The sequence below is a fragment of the Luteibacter sp. UNCMF331Sha3.1 genome, from assembly GCF_900109915.1.
Lineage (GTDB): Bacteria > Pseudomonadota > Gammaproteobacteria > Xanthomonadales > Rhodanobacteraceae > Luteibacter.
On the sequence record NZ_FOBU01000002.1, the window covers coordinates 228,444 to 248,922 of the forward strand.

A 20,479-nucleotide genomic window follows, 5' to 3' on the forward strand; every position below is an offset into this window, starting at 1 on the left:
CGGCCGCGATGGGTGCGCGCGGCAAGCACCCATCGCGGCCGAGGCCGCTCCCACGCAAGGCCCGCCGCCATGTCGGCGGGCCGGCGAACGGCGAACGCGTCAGCCTTTCCCTGGAAGGTTGATCGAGTAGGCGATCGAACTGATTCGCCATCCCTGCTCGGTCTTCACCATCAGCCATGCTTCCTTGCCGACATTCTTCGGCTCGCCATCGCCGAGGAAGACAAAGTCGAACGACAGTGCCTGCTGGAGCTTCTCCAGAACGGCGCGGATGCCTGCTTCATCGGGTGAGACCGTCGCGGAAGAAGCAGCGAACGCGCCGGGTGCCGTCAAGGAAGCGACGAGCACACACGCTGCGAGGAGCGATGACTTCATTGGTAACTCCGTTGCCAGTGAAAGAACCGATTGATCCGTGGTGTCGCGAGGCGGCCCGCCGCGAGGAGGGGTGCCCCCGGACCATAGGACGTTCACTGTGCGGGCGTGCTTTTCTCGCGAACGAACGACACGACGTCGTCCAGCGCCGGGGCGCGGCCATGCAGCGGACCCAGCGCGAAGAGCAGACCCTCGTGTCCCAGCTTCGGATAGAGCTTCAGCTCGACCGACTCACCCTGCTGCCTGTAGCGACCTTCCATCGATATCGCTTCCGAGGGAAAGACGATGGAGTCGGCTTCGCCTTGCAGCAGCAGCGCGGGAGGCTCGTCGCCGTCGACGAAGTTGATGGGCTGCGAACGTGCTTGTTGCTCCGGCGTCTTGCCGAACATGTCGATGAAATCGGGATCGTCGAGCGGCAGGAAATCGTAGGCGCCCGCGACGCCGATCCAGCCCGACAGGTCACCTGGCTTCATGCCCACCCCGGCAAGCCATTGCTTATCCGTCGCCAGCATCGCCGCGATGTGGCCGCCGGCCGAGTGCCCCATCACGAACAGGTGTGCCGGATCGCCACCGAAGTGGGCCGCATGATCGCGCGCCCAGCGGACGGCTTCCGCGCCGTCGTGCAGGAACCCGTCCATGCGTACGGCGGGCCACAAGCGGTAGTCGGCGATCACGGCGACGATGCCTTGACTCGCCAGCGCCTGACCCACCCAGCGGTACCACTGCCGCTTGCCGTTCTTCCAGCTGCCGCCGTAGAAGAACACGACGACCGGCGCGTGGTTCGCCTGCGCCGGTGCGTACACATCCAGCGCGAGGCCATGGGTCGCGTCGTAGACGTTGTCACGATGCGCCACGACACCCTTCGATGGTTGCCTGGCGTTGACGGCGGCGAAGAAGGTCGACTGGCAGCCGCCGAGTAGGAAGATCGTCAGAAGGATCAGGGTCAGTCGCATCGGCCCATTGTAGGGAGGACGAACGGATAGAATCCGTGCATGACCGATATCCGCACGATCCTGCGCCAGGCCGCCGAGGCACTCGGCGATCGCCTCGAGGCCGAACTGCTGCTGGCCCATGCGCTCGGCGTGAACCGGGCGTGGTTCTTCGCTCACGCGGAAGACACTGCCGACGCCGACGGCGTTGCGCGATTCGATGCCTTGGTACGCCGGCGTGTGTCGGGTGAGCCTATCGCCTACATCACCGGTCGCCGGGATTTCTGGTCGTTATCCCTCGAGGTGACACCGGCAACGCTCATCCCGCGTCCGGAGACGGAACTGCTCGTCGAGCTGGCCATCGAGCGACTGCCCCAGGGCGGGCGCGTCGTAGACCTCGGTACCGGAAGCGGCGCGATCGCGCTCGCCATCGCGAAGGAACGTCCCGATGCCGAGGTCACGGCCGTCGACGCAAGCGAGGCGGCGCTCGCCGTCGCCTCGCGCAATGCCGTTGCTCTCGGTCTCCAGCGCGTGACCTTCAGGCACGGCGACTGGCTTGCGCCCCTCGCAGGGCAGCGATTCGATCTGATCGTAAGCAACCCGCCCTATATCGAGTCCGACGACCCGCACCTGGCAAAAGGCGATCTCCGCTTCGAACCGACGACGGCACTTGCCTCGGGCGCCGACGGTCTCGACGACATCCGCCGCATCGCGTCCGCCGCTGGCGCGCATCTGGAACCAGGCGGCTGGTTGCTTCTCGAACACGGCTGGCAGCAGGGCGAAGCGGTGCGCGACGTGCTCGTGGCGACGGGGTTCGTCGACGTGTTCACCGCCGCCGACCTCGAAGACCGCGACCGGGTCAGCGGCGGCCGGTTCGCACACTAGCTCGCGGCCCCGTCAGCCGTTCGCGCGGTAAAGGTCACGGCGTCGGGGAGTGCCAGTTCGCCGGTTTGCGATTTTCGACGCCGCGCAGGATGACTACGTTGGGTTCCAAGAATCTCCACCAGGAACCCTTGAACCGGTACTTCGCGAACGCTCGCATCGCGGCGAGATTGAAGGCGAAGCTCCCCGAAGATTCAGGCGTCCTGACGTTCCAGGGCGTCCCCGACGGGCTCAGCCTGAACGCTACGCGGATACATTCTGGCGTCCCCTCGTCGGTCGGAAACTCCCCCACGATCGGTTGGACCGGTTCGCTGTGGACCGTTCGCGACGCGGTTTCGGCAACCTGCTGCCGGAATGCATTCTCGCCGCAGGTGATGTCGGTAGCCGGCGCTGGACTGGCAACGGAGAAGGCCATGCCGACGAGGTAGATCCTTACCTTCATGTCGCGCCTCAGATGATCGGTTTGACATCATGCGCCATGTGGGAAGCTCCATTTCGAAGGGATTGCGCGGGGAGCTTTTCTGGGAATTGCGACTTCACGGGCGAGTCGAATCCACGAACTCGCTGAGCTGTTGGCCCCAAGCACTTTCCGCCGAACAGATCATCTTTTCACGCGAAGGCTTCAGGCAGGCGCGAAGTCCCGCAAGGACCTGGGCCACGTTGCTTCTTTGTGCGCTCGAGTACGGTGCGAAGAGGTGCAGCCGCATCCGTTTGTCGTCGCGAGGGGCGATGATCACATCCAGCCTGGTTTCGCCGTCACGTTGTGACGAGAAGACGTGCGCATCCGCCTCCTTTGATGTGAGCTCAAGTGCGGCTTTTGTATTCGGTAACCGGGGTGCGTTTCCCATGTACGCCGACATGATGATCGTTTCACCGCTCTTGAAGGTATAGATGCCGTAGTCGGCCGGGACTTCGTAAGTGACTGCCATGTTCTCAGGCAGCCGAAGGCATCCTGTGTTCATGTAAACGTCGCACGGGTACCTCCATCGGGTGGATTCGCCAAGAGCTGGATAAGTGGCCCCAAGGGATAGTGCGAAGACAAATACTTCAACGCTAGTCAATCGACTTTTCATTTTTCCAGACGCTGGACGTTGTCGTCGCTGTTGATGATCGTTTCCACGGTTGCCGAATCCACAACACCTGGGACCTTGTTCATGATGACGGCCGTCCCGATCGCTTCACCGTGCGTGGGCTTCCTCGAACGTCCAGGCGTCGTCGATCTCTCTCTCTTCGAGCAATGCATACACGGCATCTACCGCGGTGTCCGGCGGGACATCCAGGGAATAGAGGCGCCTGCCGTAGCTGCCACCTTCTTCGTAGGTGCATCCGAGGGCCTCGAGGCGGGGCCATCGCTCAACAAAAGCCGAAGCCTGGTTATCGCCAGTCACAAGTAGGGGCGGTACGTCGAATGGCCCCCTCGTCTGAGTACGCGGGTGAATGTCAGGACATCGGTGCCGAATTCGGCTTCGACTACGTCCCGGTAGCTGACCCCATAAACATAGAAGGGAGAGTTCTCGAGCTCGAATCCCCCGTCGACAGCTTGGCAGTGCATGGTTTCGACGACTTCATCGCGTGACATGCTTGCTGGGAAGAGAATCTTTATCACAACCTGAAGTCCTGCATCTGTTGCGCACGTGTCCACTCATCCGGATTCTTGCTCCCCTTCTGTCGATTGCAGGTGCGACAAGAATCTCTCTCGTACTCAGGAGCGTTTTTGCCATCCCTGGACTTAGGATCGATAGGGTCATGCTCGCTTGAGTTTGGTCGGATCGGACCATTCAGTGCATCGGCTGTCAATTGGTCCCGAGAGTTGATGAGCTCGTGGCCAATGTACAAAATCGGCAACTGCCGTAGACCTCAAATTTCGTATTGACGGCGACGCAATTTCTTTCGTAACGTCTTCGGGTCATCGGCCAGGGGGCGATACACAATAGCCGCCGCGTTGAATTGATGGCATGGAGCGCGGAGGCGCTTCCTTCCAGATCACGCCGGGCTGATTCGTGCTCTTGATCTGCTGATCGATCGCGACATCCAAGTGTTCGGTGTCGAGGGATTTCAGCTGGTAGGGGTAGGTTGATACCTGACATGGATTTGATCATTGGCACATCGTCTTCCGCGAGCACTGCGGAGGCTGCGAATCTGATCAGAGAAGTGGCTACGCCCAGAAACTTTCGGGCCGTGACGCTTCGCTGGCAAGGCCCGGAAACGCTGCACTATCCGAATCCGAACGGTCCTCGGCCATGACGCATCGATACATTCAGATACTGCATTCCCGACTTTCCGACGCAACGGCGGTTTACGCTCAGCCGGGAGTTGATCGTGAGGCCTATCTAAGCGGTTTGGCTGCCACGATTCGAGAGCATTCGTGCGAGCCGTTTCAGGTCAGTGCGGAGGTGATCGCGCCGGGTTTTCCCGATGCGGAAATCGGGGCATTCCAGTCCGGATGGTGCGTCGCCCATGACGCCGGCTACTGGCTCGTTTATCAGCCCGAAAGAGATCGCTACTGTTGTTTCTGGGGGACCGACATAGCGGCACTGGGCGCGCCAGGAATCTACGGGGAGCCGCTATATTGTTGGTCGGCGTAGGTCGTGGTACCTACGTCGACGCGGTTGGCAAGGGCAGTGACACTTCGAACGGTATCGCTCACTAGGGTGCCAACGGTATGCGCATCGTTCAAGCAAGGCCGAGCCATGAGCCCTGATAATCCGGCCTACGTCACACTTAGCGTATCGCGAGCTCTGTGGGGAGAGGTCTGGCCCTCCTATCGTGCCGTCATGTGCAGCGTTTGTAGTCATTCGGGCATACACATCGAGTACGTGGTCGACGGCGAAATACAAAACGGCATGCGTGAATCGGTTTCGTTGGTGGAAGCAAGCGTTCTTGCCGACTTCGATCTAAGGGTCGAAGTTGCTTCGACTCTGCTTCCCCTGGATGCCCCGACACCGGTGCAGGTGGGGAATGCCCTCATCGTTTATCCGCGTAAGGAGTTCTGAGCTAAGATCGCACATGTGGGGAATGACGTCCCGGCGCAATGCGTGGGCGTTTCTTTCGTGGTCGTGTCGGGGCTTCTGAGCATTGCGGCGGACGCACCCCGTCGTCTTTCTGCCCACGCTTGACGGCCCGGCGTGCGTTTACGTACCTTCCCGTGGAGCGTCGGCGGGGGCCGATGGTTCAGGGGAAAAGGAATGATCGGACGTACCGTGTCGCCGGACGCCTCGGTCCCGTGACGTTCGCGATGCTCTACTACGCTGGTCTGGCGTCGATCGTCGTGTTATCCGCGGTGCTGACGGCGGTCTACGTGCGCGCGACGGCAAGGTACAAGCGGCCTTACTGCGCGCCGGTGCCCGGAGGCATCGGCAGTCCTTACGCCGTGCTGCCTTTCATGCCGTGGATGCCTCCCACTCGCGCGCTCCGAAACCTGAAGGCGGCGATTCATTGGCTGACATTGATCTCGACGATCGCGGTGTGTGGAGCGATCTATGTGAGCATTGCCGACGGATCGCGACCCGGCGAGTGCGACCTCTGCCAGTTCGATCCGCGGGGGCGTTCTGCGGGCTTCTGGTTTCAGTGCTACCTCTGCGTCTCGCTTTTTATTTTGTCGACGCTGGGAGGCATCCTGCTGGAACGCCTCGGCATTCCCAGGGCGCGTGAGGCATTCGATTCGCGACGCGTGCGAGTGCTCTTCGATGCCGTGTTTCGCGAGCGACTCGAAGCATCGGATGCCGGGTCGCTCCGGCTGAGTACTTTGCTGCGATGGACGGTATTGCTGTTCATGCTCACCGGGATAGTGGGCGTGTTTGCGATCGTCTACGGGTGATGCGATGGTGCGATGGAGGGCTATCGCCATGGCGCTGGCGGACGATCGGGGACCCACCCGACGGTAGCGGGCGTCATCGCGAGCAACCATCGCCAGCAGGCTGGCTCCTACCCGAAGGTCGGCCGCCTTGTCGCGAGCACCCTTCGCCCGCCAGCGGGCTTCCCACATGCATGACGGAGCCCCCTCGCGGCGGCGCGGCCTGCGCGCGGGCGAAGCCGAGCCTTCCCTCAACTACACGACGAGCGAAACGACAATTGCTCCCACCCGAGGATAGGGTGGGAGCGGTTTGCCTGCGTGCTTAGCCCGCGCTCGCGACCGGCGAGGCGATGAACTGCGGGAAGCGTGCGCGGATCGCGCTACGGATCTGTGGCAGGTCGAGGCCGGCCATCGTGAGCACTTCTTCGCGGCTGCCGTGTTCCAGGTAGGCATCGGGCAGGCCGAGGTGCTGGATGGGCAGGGTGATGCCGTGCGCCGCGAGCAGTTCGGCGACGGCCGCACCGGCACCGCCGGCGATGGCGTTGTCTTCGATGGTGACGAAGGCCTTGTGCGTGCGCGCCATCTCGAGGATGAGTTCCTCGTCGAGCGGTTTCACGAAGCGCATGTTCACCAGCGTGGCGTCGACTTCCGCCGCGATGACGGCGGCCGGTGCGAGCATCGTGCCGAACGACAGGATCGCCAGGCCGTGGTGGCCGCGCCGGCGCACTTCCGCCTTGCCGATCGGATAGGTGTCGAGCGTCTCGGCGAGTTTCGTGCCCGGGCCGGTGCCACGCGGGTAACGCACGACGGCAGGCCCCTTGTACTGGAAGCCCGTGGTGAGCATGGTGCGGCATTCGTTCTCGTCGGCCGGCGCCATGATCACCATGTTCGGCAGGCAGCGCATGAACGAGAGATCGAAGCTGCCGGAGTGCGTGGCGCCGTCCGGACCGACCACGCCCGCGCGGTCCACCGCGAAGACGACATCGAGATTCTGCAGGGCCACGTCGTGGATGGCCTGGTCGTAGGCGCGCTGCAGGAACGTGGAATAGATCGCCACGACCGGCTTCGCGCCTTCGACCGCCATGCCAGCGGCGAGCGTCACCGCATGCTGTTCGGCGATGGCCACGTCGAAGTAGCGCTGGGGGTATTCCTTCGAAAAACGCACCAGTCCCGAGCCTTCGCGCATCGCGGGCGTGATCGCGAGCAGGCGCTCGTCGGCGGCGGCCATGTCGCAGAGCCAGTCGCTGAAGACGTCGGTATACGTCGGCTTGGCCGGCGCGCCCTTCTTGGCGACGCCCGCCACGGGATCGAACGGTCCGACAGCGTGGTATTCGATCTGCGCTTTTTCGGCAGGCTCGTATCCCTTGCCCTTCGTGGTCATGACGTGGAGCAGCTGCGGGCCGGGGAGGGCCTTCACCGTCTCGAGCGCGTTCACCAGCTGAGCCATGTTGTGGCCGTCTATGGGGCCGGTGTAATGAAAGCCCAGTTCTTCGAACAGCGTGGACGGCACGAACATGCCCTTGGCGTGTTCCTCCCAGCGCTTGAAGAAGCGGCCGAAGAAGGACTCGCGCGGCATCGCCTTCTTGGCGCGCTCGCGCCACGCGTTGAGCGTGCGGCTCGACATGGCGCGCGCCATCATCTTCGTCATCGCGCCGACGTTCTCGCTGATCGACATGCCGTTGTCGTTGAGGATCACCAGCATGTTGGGCTCGATGTCGCCGCCGTGGTTCAGGGCCTCGAACGCCATGCCGGCGGTCATCGCGCCGTCGCCGATCACCGCGACGACCTTGCGCGGATCACCGCGACGCTGCAGGGCCACGGCCATGCCGAGCGCCGCCGAGATCGACGTGGAGGAATGGCCGACGCCGAAGGTGTCGTACTCGCTTTCCTCGCGGCGCGGGAACGGCGCGAGGCCGTCCTTTTTCTTGATCGTGGTGATCCGGTCGCGGCGGCCGGTGAGAATCTTGTGCGGATAGCACTGGTGTCCCACGTCCCAGACCAGCCGGTCGCGCGGCGTCTCGAACACGTGGTGCAGGGCGACGGTCAGCTCGACCACGCCGAGGCCCGCGCCGAAATGCCCGCCCGACGAGGCCACGGCCTCGATCAGGTAGCGGCGCAGTTCGTCGGCGATGGCCGGCAATTCGTCCGTCGGAAAACGGCGGAGGTCCTCCGGCGACTCGATTTGCGCCAGATAGGGGTAGCGGGAGAGGTCGTTCATGCCCTTATTGTTCGCCTACAAAGGAGGCGGGGCAAGGGCGGAAGGGTGAACGGCGTCGGGAAACCCGTGGGAGCCGCTATGGCGGCGAAGAGCAACGCAGCGGCGAGGCGGCTGCCGTGACTAGCCGGCGGCCTCAGCCCGGACGACGATCCCGGGGCAGGTGGCTGACCAGGAATTCCATCTGATCGGCCAGGATGTTGCGGTTGGAGAGGATCAGGTGCTCGACCCAGCTCGGCCGGTAGGGCACCGCCAGCAGGGGCATGTTGGCCTGCTGCGGGGTCCGGTTGCTCTTGCGCAGGTTGCAGGCCAGACAGGCGCTGACCACGTTCTCCCATTCGTCCGCGCCCCGCTTGGAAAGCGGCATCACGTGGTCGCGGGTCAGTTCGTGGCGGGTGTACTGGTGGCCGCAGTAGAGGCAGATGTGCCGGTCGCGGGCGAAGAGGGCGGTGTTGGTCAGGGCCGGGGCCGGGTCGATGGCGTGCTCGCGGCAGTGTCCGGTGCTGGCGACGATCGGATGCAGGTCGAGGCTGCTGCGTAGCCCGTTGGCCCGGCTGATGCCGCCACGGACGGTGACGCAGGGATCCCCCAGGGTCCAGGCCACGACCCCGCGGACATACAGGCAGACGGCGTCCTGCCAGCTGATCCAGTCCAGGATCCGACCCGCCGCGTCCAGGGACAGCACCCGCGTCGCGTGGAGCGCGGTCACCCTGGGCAGGTCTTCGTGGAGCACTTCCATCGTCATCGGGTCTCGTCCTTCACAAAAGCGAAAGAGCGTTCCAGCAAGCCGAACTCCGTGCGGACCGGTGAGCCGGCCCGGGCCTTTACCGGCCCTTTGGCCCGAGCATAGCCCATCTATGCGACAGAAAAGAATCTTCCCGGTACGGTTCTTGCGGGGCTTTTCCTGTCATCGGCCACTGCTATAGTGGGGATTCGCATTCGAAGCCCGGCGGGTTTGGAAGGGGGGCCGGGGTGGCTTCCCAGGTCCGGCGGGTCCATGAGGGTTACACAGTGGCAGAAGTGCTTTTCTACGAGCGTCCGGTTCCCCTGAACCGCACCGCCCACCGCGACCTGCGTCTCAAGGCCGTGAACAACATCCGTTTCGCCGCCGCCGCGCACTCCGTGCCGCTCACGGGCGTCGAGTTCGCGCCCGCCGCGCGCGACTTCCCGATCCTGTTCGCCGGCAACTCGATCGAGGACGCCGGTCCGATGGCGCTGCTCGGTCTGCGCCAGGGCGAGAACCTGCTGATCGGCGACAACGGCTTCTGGGAGACGGGCGTCTACATCCCGGCTTTCGTCCGCCGTTACCCGTTCGTGCTGGCCGAGAAGCCGGCCGGCAGCGAGGGCGACGATTTCACCGTGTTCCTCGACGAGGCCTACGAAGGCTTCAGCAACGAGGAAGGCGAGCGCCTGTTCAACGAGGACGGCACCGATGCGCCGGCCCTGACCAACGCCGTGAACTTCCTCGGCGAGTTCCAGGACCACGTGGCCCGCACGCAGTGGTTCATGGGCAAGCTGCGCGAGCACGATCTCCTCGAGCCGCGCACGGTCACGCTGCAGAAGGAAGGCAAGGGCATCAACCTCAACGGTCTCTTCGTGATCAACGAAGAAAAGCTGCGCAGCCTCGACGAGAAGACCGCGCACGAGTTCCTGCGCGAAGGCGCGTTCGGCTGGATCTACGCGCACCTGGTCTCGCTGTCGAACATCGACCGCATGGCGTCGCGCCTCGACGAGCGCGAGCGCAAGGAAGACACGACCGTCAAGTCCTGAGGGACTGCGGTTCGTTGACGAAAAAGGCCGCGAGCGATCGCGGCCTTTTTCGTTCGACCCGCTTCCCCGTCGCGGCGAAGTGGGCGGCTTATGCGGGAGCCGCGACAGCGGCGGGCTCTTCACGCCGTGTGGGAGCGGCCTCGGCCGCGATGGGTGCTTGCTGCAAGCTCCCACACAAGAAGGGGCCCAGGGCGAACCAGCCCCAACCACGCATTCAACGCACCGGTTTCGCCATGCGCATGAGGTCGGTGTCGAAGCCGTGCTTGCGGTAGAGGTCTTGCGCGCGCGTGTTACCGGGGAGGACGGCCAGCGTGACGAACTGGCAGCGGTGTTCCTTGGCCCAGCGGTAGGCGTGGTCGAGGAGCGACCGACCGGCACCCGTACCTTCGTAGGCTTCGGCCACCGCGATATCCGAGATGTGGCAGTTGTCGCGGTGGGTGAAGAAGTCTTTCGTCTTCTGCAGGTGCACGAAGCCGACAGGGTCGCCGTCTTCGTTTTCCGCGACGAAGATGTAGCTGTTCGACGGTTGCTCGTCGAGGTGCTTCATGAGGTCGGCTTCGATGCCCTTCAGGCAGTCGGTGCGTGTTCGCCCGTTCGGCAGGGGGAAATCGATGAAGCGCGGGACGAGACCCAGGATGAAGTCGTCATCGTCGCTTTCGGCGAGACGGATCAGGAACGTCGAGTCGCTCATCGGGTAGGGCACCGTCTCGGTGGAAAGTCGGGGCGAAGCCTTTTTCTACACCCTCGGGGATGCCTGCGGAAGCCCCGAGGGTGATTTCTTTCCTTAGAGCACCTCGGGCAGCGTCGCCACGCCGGCCTCGATCGCCGCCTTGTGCACGTGGATGCGGGGCAGGATGCGGGTGAAATAGAACGTGGCGGTGTCGCGCTTGGCCTGGCGGCCGTCGGCGGACAGGCGGCTGCCTTCCGCGGCGAGCACGCTGCGGGCCCAGAAATAGGCCAGCGTGACGTAGCCGGAGAAGTACAGGTAATCCATCGCCGCGGCGCCCAGTTCCTCGGGGTTGCCCTGGGCGGTCTGGGCGATGGACTGGGTGAGGTCGCCCCAGGTCTTCGCGGCGACGGCGAGCGGGCCGATGAAGGCCTTGACGGTCTCGTTGGACTGGTTCGCCTGGCAGAACGCGGAAATCTCGCCGAGGAACTGTTTCAGTCCGACGCCCTGCAACTGCATGATCTTGCGGCCCAAGAGGTCGAGCGCCTGGATCTGCGTGGTGCCCTCGTAGAGCGTGATGATGCGGGCGTCGCGCGCGTACTGCTCCATGCCGTGCTCGGCGATGTAGCCATGGCCGCCGAAGATCTGCAGGGCTTCCTTCGTGCACTCCTGCGCGGCCTCGGTCAGCAGGCCCTTGGCGATGGGAATCAGGAACGAGAGCAGGTCGTCGGCCGCCTTGCGCGCGGCGGGATCCGGGTGGCGCGCGGCGATGTCGCTCTGCAGGCCGGCATACGTGGCGAGCACGCGGCCGCCTTCGACGAAGGCGCGCTGCGTCAGCAGCATGCGACGGACGTCGGGATGCACGGTGATCGGGTCGGCCGCCTTCTCGGGCATCTTCGCGCCGGAGAGGGCGCGCATCTGCAGACGCTCGCGCGCATACGCGAGGCTGCGCTGCAGCGCGCGCTCCGAGATGCCGAGGCCCTGCACGCCGACGCCGAGGCGCGCGGCGTTCATCATGGTGAACATCGCCATGAGCCCCTTGTGCGGCGGCCCGATCAGCCAGCCCTGCGCGTCGTCGAAGTTCATGACGCACGTGGCCGAACCCTTGATGCCCATCTTGTGCTCGATGGCGCCGGCCGCGAGGGAGTTGCGCTCGCCCGGGTTGCCGTCGCGGTCCACGCGGAACTTCGGCACCACCAGCATGGATATGCCGCGGCTGCCGGCAGGCGCATCCGGCAGGCGTGCGAGCACGAGGTGGACGATGTTGTCCGCGAAGTCGTGTTCTCCGGCGGAGATGAAGATCTTGGTGCCCGAGACGCGATAGCTGCCGTCGTCGTTCGGCTCGGCGCGCGTCTTCAGCAGGCCGAGGTCGGAACCCGCCTGCGGCTCGGTGAGGCACATCGTGCCCGTCCACTGGCCCTCGACGAGGCGCTTCAGGAAGACCTGTTTCTGCCAGTCGTCGCCATGGTGCTCGATGGCGTCGATGGCGCCATGGGACAGCAGGGGATAGATGCCCCACGCGAGGTTCGCCGAGTCGATCATTTCCTTGGCGAGCACGCCCACGGCCGCGGGCATGCCCTGGCCGCCCGACGCTTCGCTCGCGGTGAGTCCGGTCCAGCCGCCCTCGGCGTACTGGCGATAGGCTTCCTTGAAACCCTTCGGCGTGGTCACCGTGGCGGTGGCCTTGTCGAAGTGGCAGCCCTCGGCGTCGCCGGAGGCGTTGATCGGCGCGAGCACCTGCTCGGTGAAGCGTGCGGCTTCGTCGATCACGGCGTCGATCAGTTCGCGATTGTGCGCCTCGCCGCCGTCGAGGGCGGTCAGCACGGCTTCGGCGCCGAGTACGTCGTAGAGCGCGAAGCGCATGTCGTCGAGCGGGGCTTTGTACGTCATGGAATGTCCTGGGCTGGCGCGAATGGGGTCAGGGCGAGCGATAGGTGTCGGGGATGCCGGGTACCGGCGAAAGCCAGTTCTTGCCCTGCACGGGGAAGGTGCGCGCCTCGTCTTCCTTCTCCGGCGTGGCGGTGATCCGCCCCTCGATGGTGTAGGGCAGGGCGCCGGAGCTGCCCTTCGCGGCGAGCTCCGCCAGCGCCTTCGCCATCTCCGGGGTGGGCAGCAGGTCGATGGTGGCGACGTCCGCCGCGAACGACGGGATGTCCTGGTCGATCTTCGCGTCGAGCAGCACGCCGCCGAGGTCGCCGACGCGCAGCGTGCCCTGGAAGGTGCCGAACGACATCCCGCCGTAACTGTTGTTGCGGATGCGCAGCGTCATGTGCCACGGGCCGCCAGGCTTCGCGGTGACTTCCTGCAGCGTCACCGCCGGCGGAAACACGCTCTTCTTCGGCGGCCCGCACGCGGCGAGCAGGGCGACACCGGCGATCAGCGCGGCGCGGACGAGAGGATGGCGGATGATCGAAGTCATTCCCTGGGCTTCCGGCGTGGGTCGAACACTCGTTCGATGGTAGCGCCGTGCGGCCCGCCAGCGCGAGACGTGCGTTTGAAACACGGTTCCCAAGCGGCGGTCCAGCAGGCATCATCGGGTATTGCCCCCACGAACAAACGACGACCCATGTCACGACGCATCGCCGCACGACGTTCGCCCATCCACGGAAACGGCGTTTTCGCCACCGCCCCGATCAAGGCCGGCGACGAAGTCGTCGAGTACAAGGGCGACCGCATCACCCACGCGCAGGCCGACAAGCGCTACGGCGACGGCGGCGAAACGGGCCACACGTTCCTGTTCACGCTCAACGAGAAGTACATCGTCGACGGCAACAGCAACGGCAATACCGCACGCTGGATCAACCACGGTTGCGAGCCGAACTGCCAGGCCCTGATCGAGGAAGCCGTCGAGGGCAAGCCGTCGAAGCACGACCGCGTGATCATCGAAGCCATTCGCGACATCGCGCCGGGCGAAGAGCTCACCTACGACTACGGCATCACGCTCGACATGCCCCACACGGCGCGTCTGAAGAAGATCTGGGCCTGCCTGTGCGGCTCGCCGAACTGCATCGGCACCATGCTGAAGCCGAAGAAGAAGGGCGCCTGACGCGTCTTCACGTTTGCCCACGGGGTGCCGACGGCAACGCGACACCCCGATCATGGTCCGGCCCCGATGCTGTGCGGAACATTCCCCCCAAGGAGGTTCCCCATGGCGACGCAACGACTCGAAGGCCGCCGCATCGCGGTACTGGCCACCGATGGATTCGAGCAATCCGAACTGACCGAACCGAAGCGCCTGCTGGAAGAAGCCGGCGCCACGGTCGACGTGATCTCGCCCGGCGACGCCGCGCGGATAAAGGGGTGGGACAAGAAGGACTGGGGCCAGGAGGTTCTGGTCGACGTGCCGCTCGACAAGGCCTCCGAAGGCCCTTACGACGCCCTCGTGCTGCCGGGCGGCGTCATCAATCCCGATCACCTGCGTACCGACGAGAAAGCCGTGGGCCTGGTGAAGGCGTTCGCCAGCGCCGGTAAGCCCATCGCGGCCATCTGCCATGGACCGTGGACCCTGATCAATGCCGGCCTCGTCGAAGGCAAGAAGATGACCTCGTGGCCGTCGGTGAAGCAGGATCTCGTGAACGCAGGCGCCAAGTGGGAAGACAGCCAGGTGGTGAAGGACGGCAACCTCATCACGAGCCGCAAGCCCGATGACATTCCGGCGTTCACAGAGGCGCTGATCGCCTCGCTGGCGGCGTAGCGGCAACCGGTAGCAGCCAGCCTGGTGGGCCGTATCCGGTAGGAGCCAGCCTGCTGGCGATGGGAGCTTGCGGCGAGCACCCATCGCCAGCAGGCTGGCTCCCACCAGAGCCTTCAGCCGCTCAGTCGTCCTCAACCTTCGGCTTCCACGCCTCCGCGAGTTTTTTCTGCACGCCGGGTGGCACCGTGTCGTAATGGCTGAACGCCATCGCGTAGCGACCCTGTCCGCCCGTCATGGCTTTCAGCTGCGTGGGATAGTCGACCAGTTCGGCCAACGGTACGCGTGCCTTGATCAGGGTCTCGCCACCGCGCAGCGAATCGGTGCCCATGATCTGGGCGCGCTTCGACGCGAGGCCGCCGGTGACGTCGCCGACGTAGTGATCGGGGATCGACACGTCGAGATCCACCACCGGTTCCAGCACCTGCGGTCGCGCACGCGACATGGCGTCGAGAAATGCCTTCCTGCCGGCGCTGATGAACGCGACCTCCTTGGAATCCACGGGATGATGCTTGCCGTCGTAGACGACGACGCGCACGTCCTGGATCGGATAACCCGCGATCGCGCCCGCATCCAGGGCCTGACGCACGCCCTTTTCGATGGCCGGCATGAACTGCCCCGGGATCACGCCGCCCTTCGTTTCGTCGTCGAAGACGAACCCGGCACCGCGATCCAGCGGTTCGACACGCAGGAACACCTCGCCGAACTGCCCCGCGCCGCCGGTCTGCTTCTTGTGGCGGTGATGTCCTTCGGCACCGGCGCCGGCCGTCTCGCGGTAGGCGATGCGTGGGGGGTGCGTGACGACGTCGACGTCGTAGCGGGCCTTCATGCGTTCCAGCATCAGCTTCAGGTGCAGGTCCGACAGGCCGCGTACGACGGTTTCGTTGAGTTCCTTGTGGTGCTCCACGCGGAAGCAGGGATCCTCTTCCGCGAGCTTGCCCAGCGCCTGGGAGAGTTTCTGCTCCTGCCCCTTGTGGGCGGGCTCCACCGCGAGCCCGTACATCGGTGTCGGGTATGCGGCGGGTTCGAGGTGAATGCGCCCCTCGTCGGCGGCGTCGTGCAGCACCGCGTCGAAGTGGATGTCGTCGATCTTCGCCACGGCGGCGATGTCGCCGGGCAGCGCTTCGTCCACTTCGACGTGTTCGCGTCCTTTCAGCCGGAAGAGGTGCGCGACCTTGAACGGTTTCCTGCCATCGTCGACCAGCAGCTGCGAATCCTTGCGCACCGTGCCTTGCCACACGCGGAAGACACCGAGCTTGCCGACGAAGGGATCGTTGACGATCTTGAACACGTCGGCCACGACATGCCGCGCTTCGTCGGCGGCCACGGCGAACGGCGCGCCATCCGCGTCGCGAAACGGCGGCGGATTCGTCTCCGTGGGGCAGGGCAGGATGCGCTCGACGAGTTCCAGCAGTTCCGCCACGCCGATGCCGTCGCGCGCGCCGGTGAAGACGATGGGTACGAGGTGGCCGTCGCGGAGACAGTGCTCGAGCGCGTCACGTAACTCCGATGCGGACAGCGCGGATTCGCCCGCCTCGAGGTAGTGCTCCATCACCTCGTCGTCGATTTCCACCACCTGGTCGATGATCCGCCGATGCGCTTCGCCGGGCGACGAGAAATCCGTGTCGCCCGCGGTCTGGAAGAACGCGTCGCGAACGGAGTGGCCGCTGGCGGCCGGCAGATTCAGCGGCAGGCACTCGTTGCCGAACTCGTCGCGCAGCGCATCCACGAGCGCGGGAAGGTCCACGCCTTCGGCGTCGATGCGGTTGACGACGAGGATGCGCGCGAGGCCGCGTTCCTTCGCGTGCGCCATCATGCTTCGCGTGCCGTGCTCGATGCCGTTCGCGGCGTTGACCACGATGGCCACGGTGTCGGCGGCGGCGAGCGCGGCGAGTGCCGGTCCACGGAAGTCCGCGTAGCCCGGGGTGTCGAGCAGGTGGATGCGGTAGCCGTTGCGTTCGATGGAGGCGATGGAGGCGTCGATCGAATGACCGCGCGATTTCTCCATGGGATCGGTATCGGAGACGGTACTGCCGCGTTCGACGGTGCCGACGTTGGTGAGCGCGCCTCCCGCGTGGAGCATGGCTTCGAACAGGGTGGTCTTTCCGGCGCCGGCATGGCCGGCGAAGGCGAGGCTGCGGATACGTTCCGTGGATGGCGACACGATGCGACCCTCCTACAGTGAAGGGGACGCGTCGGGATGGCGGCGTCATGATCGGCGCCGCCCTCTCGCACGCCTCCCCGGCGTTGCGATGGCGGGCCGTCACGGTCGTCCGGTAGCCGGACGGTCATGGCGGTGGGTTCGGGCACGGGCCCGGCCTCAAGCCTTCTCCTTCCTGGCGCCGGAATCAAGTGGCCCGGGGCGCCGGAGGGCGCCAGGGAATCTTCCGGCACTCCGACTGTCCGAAGGACCGGGCTTACGCTCCGTTTAGCGGACCGCCGCTATTCTTTCCGATCCGCTCAAGAGCCCACGGGACCCCCGCACGCGTGCAATACCCCGGCAAGGCGCCACCGTCGTTCGTCGAATCGCACCGTCTGGACCCGGAGGCGCGCCCGCGCGTGCGCGGGCTGCAGCCCATCGACGCCGCGACGATCGCCAGCCTGCATGCCATCGGGCACCGCCCGCCGCCGCGCCATCACGTGCGCAACATCCTGGCGATGGTCGCGGCGATCATCCTCCACGTGTTCATCGTGCTTCTGGTCCGCTACGAGATGCAGCCACGCCTGCCGACGGCCTACGTGCCGCCGCGCGACCGCGACGATGTGCTCGAAGTGCGCTTCATCGAGCCGCCGAAGGCGGTCGCACCCGCGGTCGCCGCCCCGCCACCGCCCGTCGCCGAGCCTCCGCCGAAGGTGCGCTCGCCCGAGGCCACGCGCCCGGAACCGCCGCGCCCGAAGAAAAAGGAGGAAGACGACCAGGCGGTCCCGGCGCCGGCCGCACCGCAGGCCCCGGCGGCGCCGGCCATCTTCGGTGCCGACGGCAGCATCGCCATGCCGAAACAGGGCGGCGGCAACGCCACCCAAGCGGACTTCGTGGCGCGCAAGCCGACCGACGACAGCGGGATCATGTCGCACAAGACCACGGTGACCTACAAGGAAACCCGCTTCGAGCAGGACTGGGCGCCGCGCGACGAGAACGCGCTCAACAAGGGCCTGCGTCGTGCGATGGAATCCACGACGGTCAAGAAGACGATCGATCTCGGCCACGGCACGCGCATCAACTGCGCCACTGTGTTCTTCGTGCTGCCGGTGGGCTGCGGCGGCGAGGCTCCGTCGAAGGCGGCGAAGAAGGACGGCGACGTGCGACTCAACATGGCCCCGGCGAATCCGGCCGTGAAGGATCTTCCGGGCCAGCCGCCCCCGCCGTCCGAGGCCGAGTGCATCGCGGCGTTTCGCGCCGACGGCCCGTTGCCGCAGGGCTGCCCCTCCGACACGCCGCTCAAGGCGATGGATCAGGAAAACGCGGAGCGGGAACGGCGCGCGGGCAAGTAATCGCCGCGATCGCGATTGTGCGCGCGTGCCGCAGCGTGGACACTAGCGCCCGATGCCCACCCAGTTTCCCGAGAGCGATCGCCAGGTCGCCGCGAACTCGCTGCCCGTGTCGCCGCGCGAGGCGGCGATGCGTGCGCTCGTCTATCGGCGCCGCCTGCGCGAAAAGCCACGTGACCGCCTGCTCCGCGTCGCGGCCTGGGTCGGAACCATCCTCATCCATCTGGTGTTCCTGTTCGGGATGATCCTGGGGCCGGCGTACGACATGCTGCCCCCACCGCCTGACAACGACGACACCACGGCGCTGCAGGTGCGCCTGATCGACAAGCCGCCGCCGCCCTTGCCGCCCGTGCGCGGCACGCCGTCGAAGGCGCCCGTGGCGAAGACGCGCTGGAACACCTCGCGCTCGAAGGCCAGCCGTGCCTCCAGCGGTTCGCGCGCGGTCGCCGCCGCTTCGGCGGCGAAAGCGTTGCCGGCCATCGCGTTGCCCGCCGCGCCGCCGCCGCAGGTGAAGCCGGATGTGAAACTGAGCGCGCCGCCGCCCAGCGTCGTCGCCACCGTCGAGCGCCCGCTCACGCCGCCAAAGGCCCCGCCGCCGCAGCCGGCACTGGAGAAGGTGCCGCTGCCCGCGCAGGCTCCGCCCGATCTCGCGGTCGATACGCCGCGGCCGCAGGTCGTGCCGCCGCGCTACCAGCCGGAGCCCGTCCGCAAGGCGCAGGTAGAAGGCAGCGCGCCGATGCCGCCGCCCGCGTCGCTGGCGTTGCCCGAGATTCCGACGGCACAGATGGCCGTGACGCCGTCGCCGCCGACCATCACGTCCGAGCGGACGACCCCCGTGCCCACGACGGCGATGACACTCGCGACGGTGCCGAGGCCGGAGGTCGAGACGTCGTCGGCACCGCCGACGCCGCAGGAGACCCCGGTCCCCGACGTGGCGCCCGTGCCCACCGCGCCACCGCGGCCCGATCTCGCCGTCGACAACCGACCGGTCCCGCCAAGGATCGCCATCGAGCCGGTGCGGGCACCGGCGGTGGAGGCCAGCACCGAACTCGCGGCCGTGCCGCTGCCCGACGCGACGCCGCGCCCCACCGTGGCCGCGCCGGAAGCCAGCACCGACCGGCCGGTGATACAGGCACCCGCGATCACACCGGCGGACGTGCAGCGTCCGCTCGCGGGTGCCGACACCGCGCCGGGCGAACCGGGCCAGGCGCCCGGCGACATCGCCGCCGGGCAGTCCGCCGAGGCGCAGGCCCAGGCCGCCAGGGGCGACGCCAACACGTCGTCGTCGGCCAAAGCGGAGGGAGAGGCGGCCCAGGCCATGGTCCCCGGACAGACCACCGCCTCGGCCTCGGGATCGAACACGCCAGGCGCCGAGGCCGAGTCCGGCAAGCCCGGCGCGACGCGCGGCACCGACGAAGGCCAGCGGCTCACCGGGGCCAACGGTACGTCGCAGCGCGACGATGGCGTCGTGGGCGGGCAAGGCGACAAGAAGGGACAGGTCGGCGCGTACGTGGAACTCAAGCCCAAGGGCAATCTCGTGCCGCAGTCGGGCACGCGCGTGCACATCGATTACAAGGCCACGCGTTTCGACGACGCGTGGACACCGAAGGGCGAGTCGTCGGTCGACACCGCCATCCGTCGCGGCGCGGAGGCGGCGACCGCGCGCGGCACGATCAACCTTCCGCGTGGCATCCGGATCGACTGCGTCGCCGGCCCGGGCAACGCGGGCGGCGCGATGAAGCAGGCCGTGTCGCTGTTCACGCTCGGCTGTGGCGGCGATCCGCCGCCCAAACCGGTGAACCAGGACGAACTCGCGAAGAACCAGAGGATGGCACCCGCGAAACCGCTGGCGGACAACCTGCCGCCGGCGAACAGCGCGACGGTGGCCGCCGCACCGGTGGTGCTCGACAACACGGCACTGTGCACGACCGCGCGCGTCACGGGCGGCCCGCTGCCCGCGGGTTGCGAGCCATCCATCAAGATCAACGTGCCCGTGCCGTCGGCGGCATCGGGGTCGTGGGTTCCCGCGAGCGATCAGTTCAAGTAACGGTGCTGCGGATTTCCGTGCGGGCCATCATGTCGTGGATCGCGCGATGGCGACGATCCACGAACGACGGCAGCAGCCAGATCGCCCAGCCGACGACCGGCGCCCAGAGTGCGGCCCGCATCGACGTCAGCGGATAGATCGCCAGAAGCGCCAGCGGCAGCGCCGCGACGAGAAGCCGGATCAGACTCCGCCCCCATGTCACGGCGTCACCCTGCGCGTCGCTCACGCGGATGCGCCAGGGACGCATGCCGAGCGTCTGTCCGCCACGCGTCCACGACCAGAGGAAATAGGCGCCGACGACCACGCCCTGGAGCGGTCGGTACCACCACGCCGTCACTTGCCCGTGCGCATCGACCAGCCGGCCACCCGTCGCGAACTGGGCGACCATTCCGACCACCATCACGATCGCGACCACGAGAAGGGCGTCGTAGATGATGGCGGCGAGGCGCTTCCATGCTGGCGCGAGTGAGCTGTCGGTCATGCGGTTTCCCCATCCGTATTCCACCGCATTGTGGCAGCGACCACTCGGTGGGAGCCAGCCTGCTGGCGAAGGGTGCTTGCCGCGAGCACCCTTCGCCAGCAGGCTGGCTCCCACCGGAAAGGGAATCGAGCTATCCATCGTCCGGT

General features: G+C 66.2%; 19 protein-coding genes. 8 read left to right on the forward strand and 11 right to left on the reverse strand.

What is annotated here, in order from left to right; translation table 11 throughout:
* Positions 1-99: 99 nt before the first annotated feature.
* Together BMX32_RS09300 and BMX32_RS09305 are read right to left on the reverse strand one after the other, a co-directional pair.
* Positions 100-372 carry a hypothetical protein gene (locus BMX32_RS09300; RefSeq protein WP_089977780.1) on the reverse strand — a complete coding sequence of 91 codons (273 nt, stop codon included), beginning with the start codon at positions 370-372 and terminating at the stop codon, positions 100-102.
* A 92-nt stretch (positions 373-464) separates the two neighbouring features.
* Positions 465-1,322 (reverse strand): alpha/beta hydrolase, encoded by an 858-nt coding sequence (locus BMX32_RS09305; protein WP_089977783.1) that lies wholly within the window; start codon positions 1,320-1,322, stop codon positions 465-467.
* Positions 1,323-1,361: 39 nt separating this feature from the next.
* Between BMX32_RS09305 and prmC the strand changes: the two genes are divergently transcribed.
* Complete coding sequence (gene prmC / locus BMX32_RS09310) at positions 1,362-2,183, forward strand: peptide chain release factor N(5)-glutamine methyltransferase (protein WP_089977786.1); 822 nt, start codon at positions 1,362-1,364, stop codon at positions 2,181-2,183.
* A 34-nt stretch (positions 2,184-2,217) separates the two neighbouring features.
* On the opposite strand, the gene BMX32_RS09315 is transcribed toward prmC, so the two are convergent.
* Positions 2,218-2,622, reverse strand: coding sequence for an energy transducer TonB (locus tag BMX32_RS09315; RefSeq protein ID WP_089977789.1), 405 nt, complete (start codon positions 2,620-2,622; stop codon positions 2,218-2,220).
* A 94-nt stretch (positions 2,623-2,716) separates the two neighbouring features.
* Entirely contained in the window at positions 2,717-3,109 is a 393-nt protein-coding gene (locus BMX32_RS09320; protein WP_089977792.1) for a hypothetical protein, read from the reverse strand.
* 1,761 nt (positions 3,110-4,870) lie between these two features.
* Between BMX32_RS09320 and BMX32_RS18445 the strand changes: the two genes are divergently transcribed.
* On the forward strand, positions 4,871-5,173 hold the full coding sequence (locus tag BMX32_RS18445; protein ID WP_139206704.1) for a MafI2 family immunity protein: 303 nt from the start codon (positions 4,871-4,873) through the stop codon (positions 5,171-5,173).
* A gap of 230 nt (positions 5,174-5,403) precedes the next feature.
* A complete protein-coding gene (locus BMX32_RS09335) occupies positions 5,404-5,997 on the forward strand; it encodes a hypothetical protein (protein WP_139206705.1) in 594 nt (197 codons plus the stop codon).
* A gap of 298 nt (positions 5,998-6,295) precedes the next feature.
* Here BMX32_RS09335 and dxs read toward each other — a convergent pair whose 3' ends face one another.
* Both dxs and BMX32_RS09345 read right to left on the reverse strand, forming a co-directional pair.
* The gene (dxs, locus tag BMX32_RS09340; RefSeq protein ID WP_089977805.1) at positions 6,296-8,191 is read right to left on the reverse strand and encodes a 1-deoxy-D-xylulose-5-phosphate synthase; all 1,896 of its coding nucleotides are present in this window, start codon (positions 8,189-8,191) and stop codon (positions 6,296-6,298) included.
* A gap of 133 nt (positions 8,192-8,324) precedes the next feature.
* A complete protein-coding gene (locus BMX32_RS09345) occupies positions 8,325-8,933 on the reverse strand; it encodes an HNH endonuclease (protein WP_244511485.1) in 609 nt (202 codons plus the stop codon).
* 266 nt (positions 8,934-9,199) lie between these two features.
* Here BMX32_RS09345 and BMX32_RS09350 point away from each other — a divergent pair, with 266 nt between their 5' ends.
* Positions 9,200-9,958: a SapC family protein gene (locus BMX32_RS09350; protein WP_089977808.1), complete on the forward strand. Its 759-nt coding sequence runs from the start codon at positions 9,200-9,202 to the stop codon at positions 9,956-9,958.
* 214 nt (positions 9,959-10,172) lie between these two features.
* Here BMX32_RS09350 and BMX32_RS09355 read toward each other — a convergent pair whose 3' ends face one another.
* From BMX32_RS09355 to BMX32_RS09365, 3 genes are all read right to left on the reverse strand, one after another.
* On the reverse strand, positions 10,173-10,649 hold the full coding sequence (locus tag BMX32_RS09355; RefSeq protein ID WP_089977813.1) for a GNAT family N-acetyltransferase: 477 nt from the start codon (positions 10,647-10,649) through the stop codon (positions 10,173-10,175).
* Between the two features lie 93 nt (positions 10,650-10,742).
* Complete coding sequence (locus tag BMX32_RS09360; protein WP_089977816.1) at positions 10,743-12,515, reverse strand: acyl-CoA dehydrogenase C-terminal domain-containing protein; 1,773 nt, start codon at positions 12,513-12,515, stop codon at positions 10,743-10,745.
* 28 nt (positions 12,516-12,543) lie between these two features.
* Positions 12,544-13,044 (reverse strand): hypothetical protein, encoded by a 501-nt coding sequence (locus tag BMX32_RS09365; protein ID WP_089977820.1) that lies wholly within the window; start codon positions 13,042-13,044, stop codon positions 12,544-12,546.
* Positions 13,045-13,191: 147 nt separating this feature from the next.
* Between BMX32_RS09365 and BMX32_RS09370 the strand changes: the two genes are divergently transcribed.
* Positions 13,192-13,671, forward strand: coding sequence for an SET domain-containing protein (locus BMX32_RS09370; protein WP_089977824.1), 480 nt, complete (start codon positions 13,192-13,194; stop codon positions 13,669-13,671).
* 102 nt (positions 13,672-13,773) lie between these two features.
* Complete coding sequence (locus BMX32_RS09375) at positions 13,774-14,319, forward strand: type 1 glutamine amidotransferase domain-containing protein (protein ID WP_089977828.1); 546 nt, start codon at positions 13,774-13,776, stop codon at positions 14,317-14,319.
* A gap of 121 nt (positions 14,320-14,440) precedes the next feature.
* Here the strand turns inward: BMX32_RS09375 and fusA are convergent, their stop codons facing one another.
* The gene (gene fusA, locus BMX32_RS09380) at positions 14,441-16,480 is read right to left on the reverse strand and encodes an elongation factor G (RefSeq protein WP_089977831.1); all 2,040 of its coding nucleotides are present in this window, start codon (positions 16,478-16,480) and stop codon (positions 14,441-14,443) included.
* 323 nt (positions 16,481-16,803) lie between these two features.
* On the opposite strand from fusA, the gene BMX32_RS09385 reads away from it, so the two are divergent.
* Positions 16,804-17,808, forward strand: coding sequence for a hypothetical protein (locus BMX32_RS09385; protein ID WP_089977834.1), 1,005 nt, complete (start codon positions 16,804-16,806; stop codon positions 17,806-17,808).
* Positions 17,809-17,860: 52 nt separating this feature from the next.
* Entirely contained in the window at positions 17,861-19,852 is a 1,992-nt protein-coding gene (locus tag BMX32_RS09400; protein WP_139206706.1) for a hypothetical protein, read from the forward strand.
* Here the strand turns inward: BMX32_RS09400 and BMX32_RS09405 are convergent.
* Positions 19,845-20,333 (reverse strand): RDD family protein, encoded by a 489-nt coding sequence (locus BMX32_RS09405; protein WP_089977851.1) that lies wholly within the window; start codon positions 20,331-20,333, stop codon positions 19,845-19,847. The two genes, BMX32_RS09400 and BMX32_RS09405, sit on opposite strands and share 8 nt — an antisense overlap.
* Between the last annotated feature and the right edge of the window lie 146 nt (positions 20,334-20,479).

Bases quoted from the DNA above. Each gene is read 5' to 3' on its own strand.
- BMX32_RS09300 (WP_089977780.1), bottom strand. From the start codon at position 372: ATGAAGTCATCGCTCCTCGCAGCGTGTGTGCTCGTCGCTTCCTTGACG.
- BMX32_RS09305 (WP_089977783.1), bottom strand. From the start codon at position 1,322: ATGCGACTGACCCTGATCCTTCTGACGATCTTCCTACTCGGCGGCTGC.
- prmC (WP_089977786.1), top strand. From the start codon at position 1,362: ATGACCGATATCCGCACGATCCTGCGCCAGGCCGCCGAGGCACTCGGC.
- BMX32_RS09315 (WP_089977789.1), bottom strand. From the start codon at position 2,622: ATGAAGGTAAGGATCTACCTCGTCGGCATGGCCTTCTCCGTTGCCAGT.
- BMX32_RS09320 (WP_089977792.1), bottom strand. From the start codon at position 3,109: ATGGCAGTCACTTACGAAGTCCCGGCCGACTACGGCATCTATACCTTC.
- BMX32_RS18445 (WP_139206704.1), top strand. From the start codon at position 4,871: ATGAGCCCTGATAATCCGGCCTACGTCACACTTAGCGTATCGCGAGCT.
- dxs (WP_089977805.1), bottom strand. From the start codon at position 8,191: ATGAACGACCTCTCCCGCTACCCCTATCTGGCGCAAATCGAGTCGCCG.
- BMX32_RS09345 (WP_244511485.1), bottom strand. From the start codon at position 8,933: ATGACGATGGAAGTGCTCCACGAAGACCTGCCCAGGGTGACCGCGCTC.
- BMX32_RS09355 (WP_089977813.1), bottom strand. From the start codon at position 10,649: ATGAGCGACTCGACGTTCCTGATCCGTCTCGCCGAAAGCGACGATGAC.
- BMX32_RS09360 (WP_089977816.1), bottom strand. From the start codon at position 12,515: ATGACGTACAAAGCCCCGCTCGACGACATGCGCTTCGCGCTCTACGAC.
- BMX32_RS09365 (WP_089977820.1), bottom strand. From the start codon at position 13,044: ATGACTTCGATCATCCGCCATCCTCTCGTCCGCGCCGCGCTGATCGCC.
- BMX32_RS09370 (WP_089977824.1), top strand. From the start codon at position 13,192: ATGTCACGACGCATCGCCGCACGACGTTCGCCCATCCACGGAAACGGC.
- BMX32_RS09375 (WP_089977828.1), top strand. From the start codon at position 13,774: ATGGCGACGCAACGACTCGAAGGCCGCCGCATCGCGGTACTGGCCACC.
- BMX32_RS09400 (WP_139206706.1), top strand. From the start codon at position 17,861: ATGCCCACCCAGTTTCCCGAGAGCGATCGCCAGGTCGCCGCGAACTCG.
- BMX32_RS09405 (WP_089977851.1), bottom strand. From the start codon at position 20,333: ATGACCGACAGCTCACTCGCGCCAGCATGGAAGCGCCTCGCCGCCATC.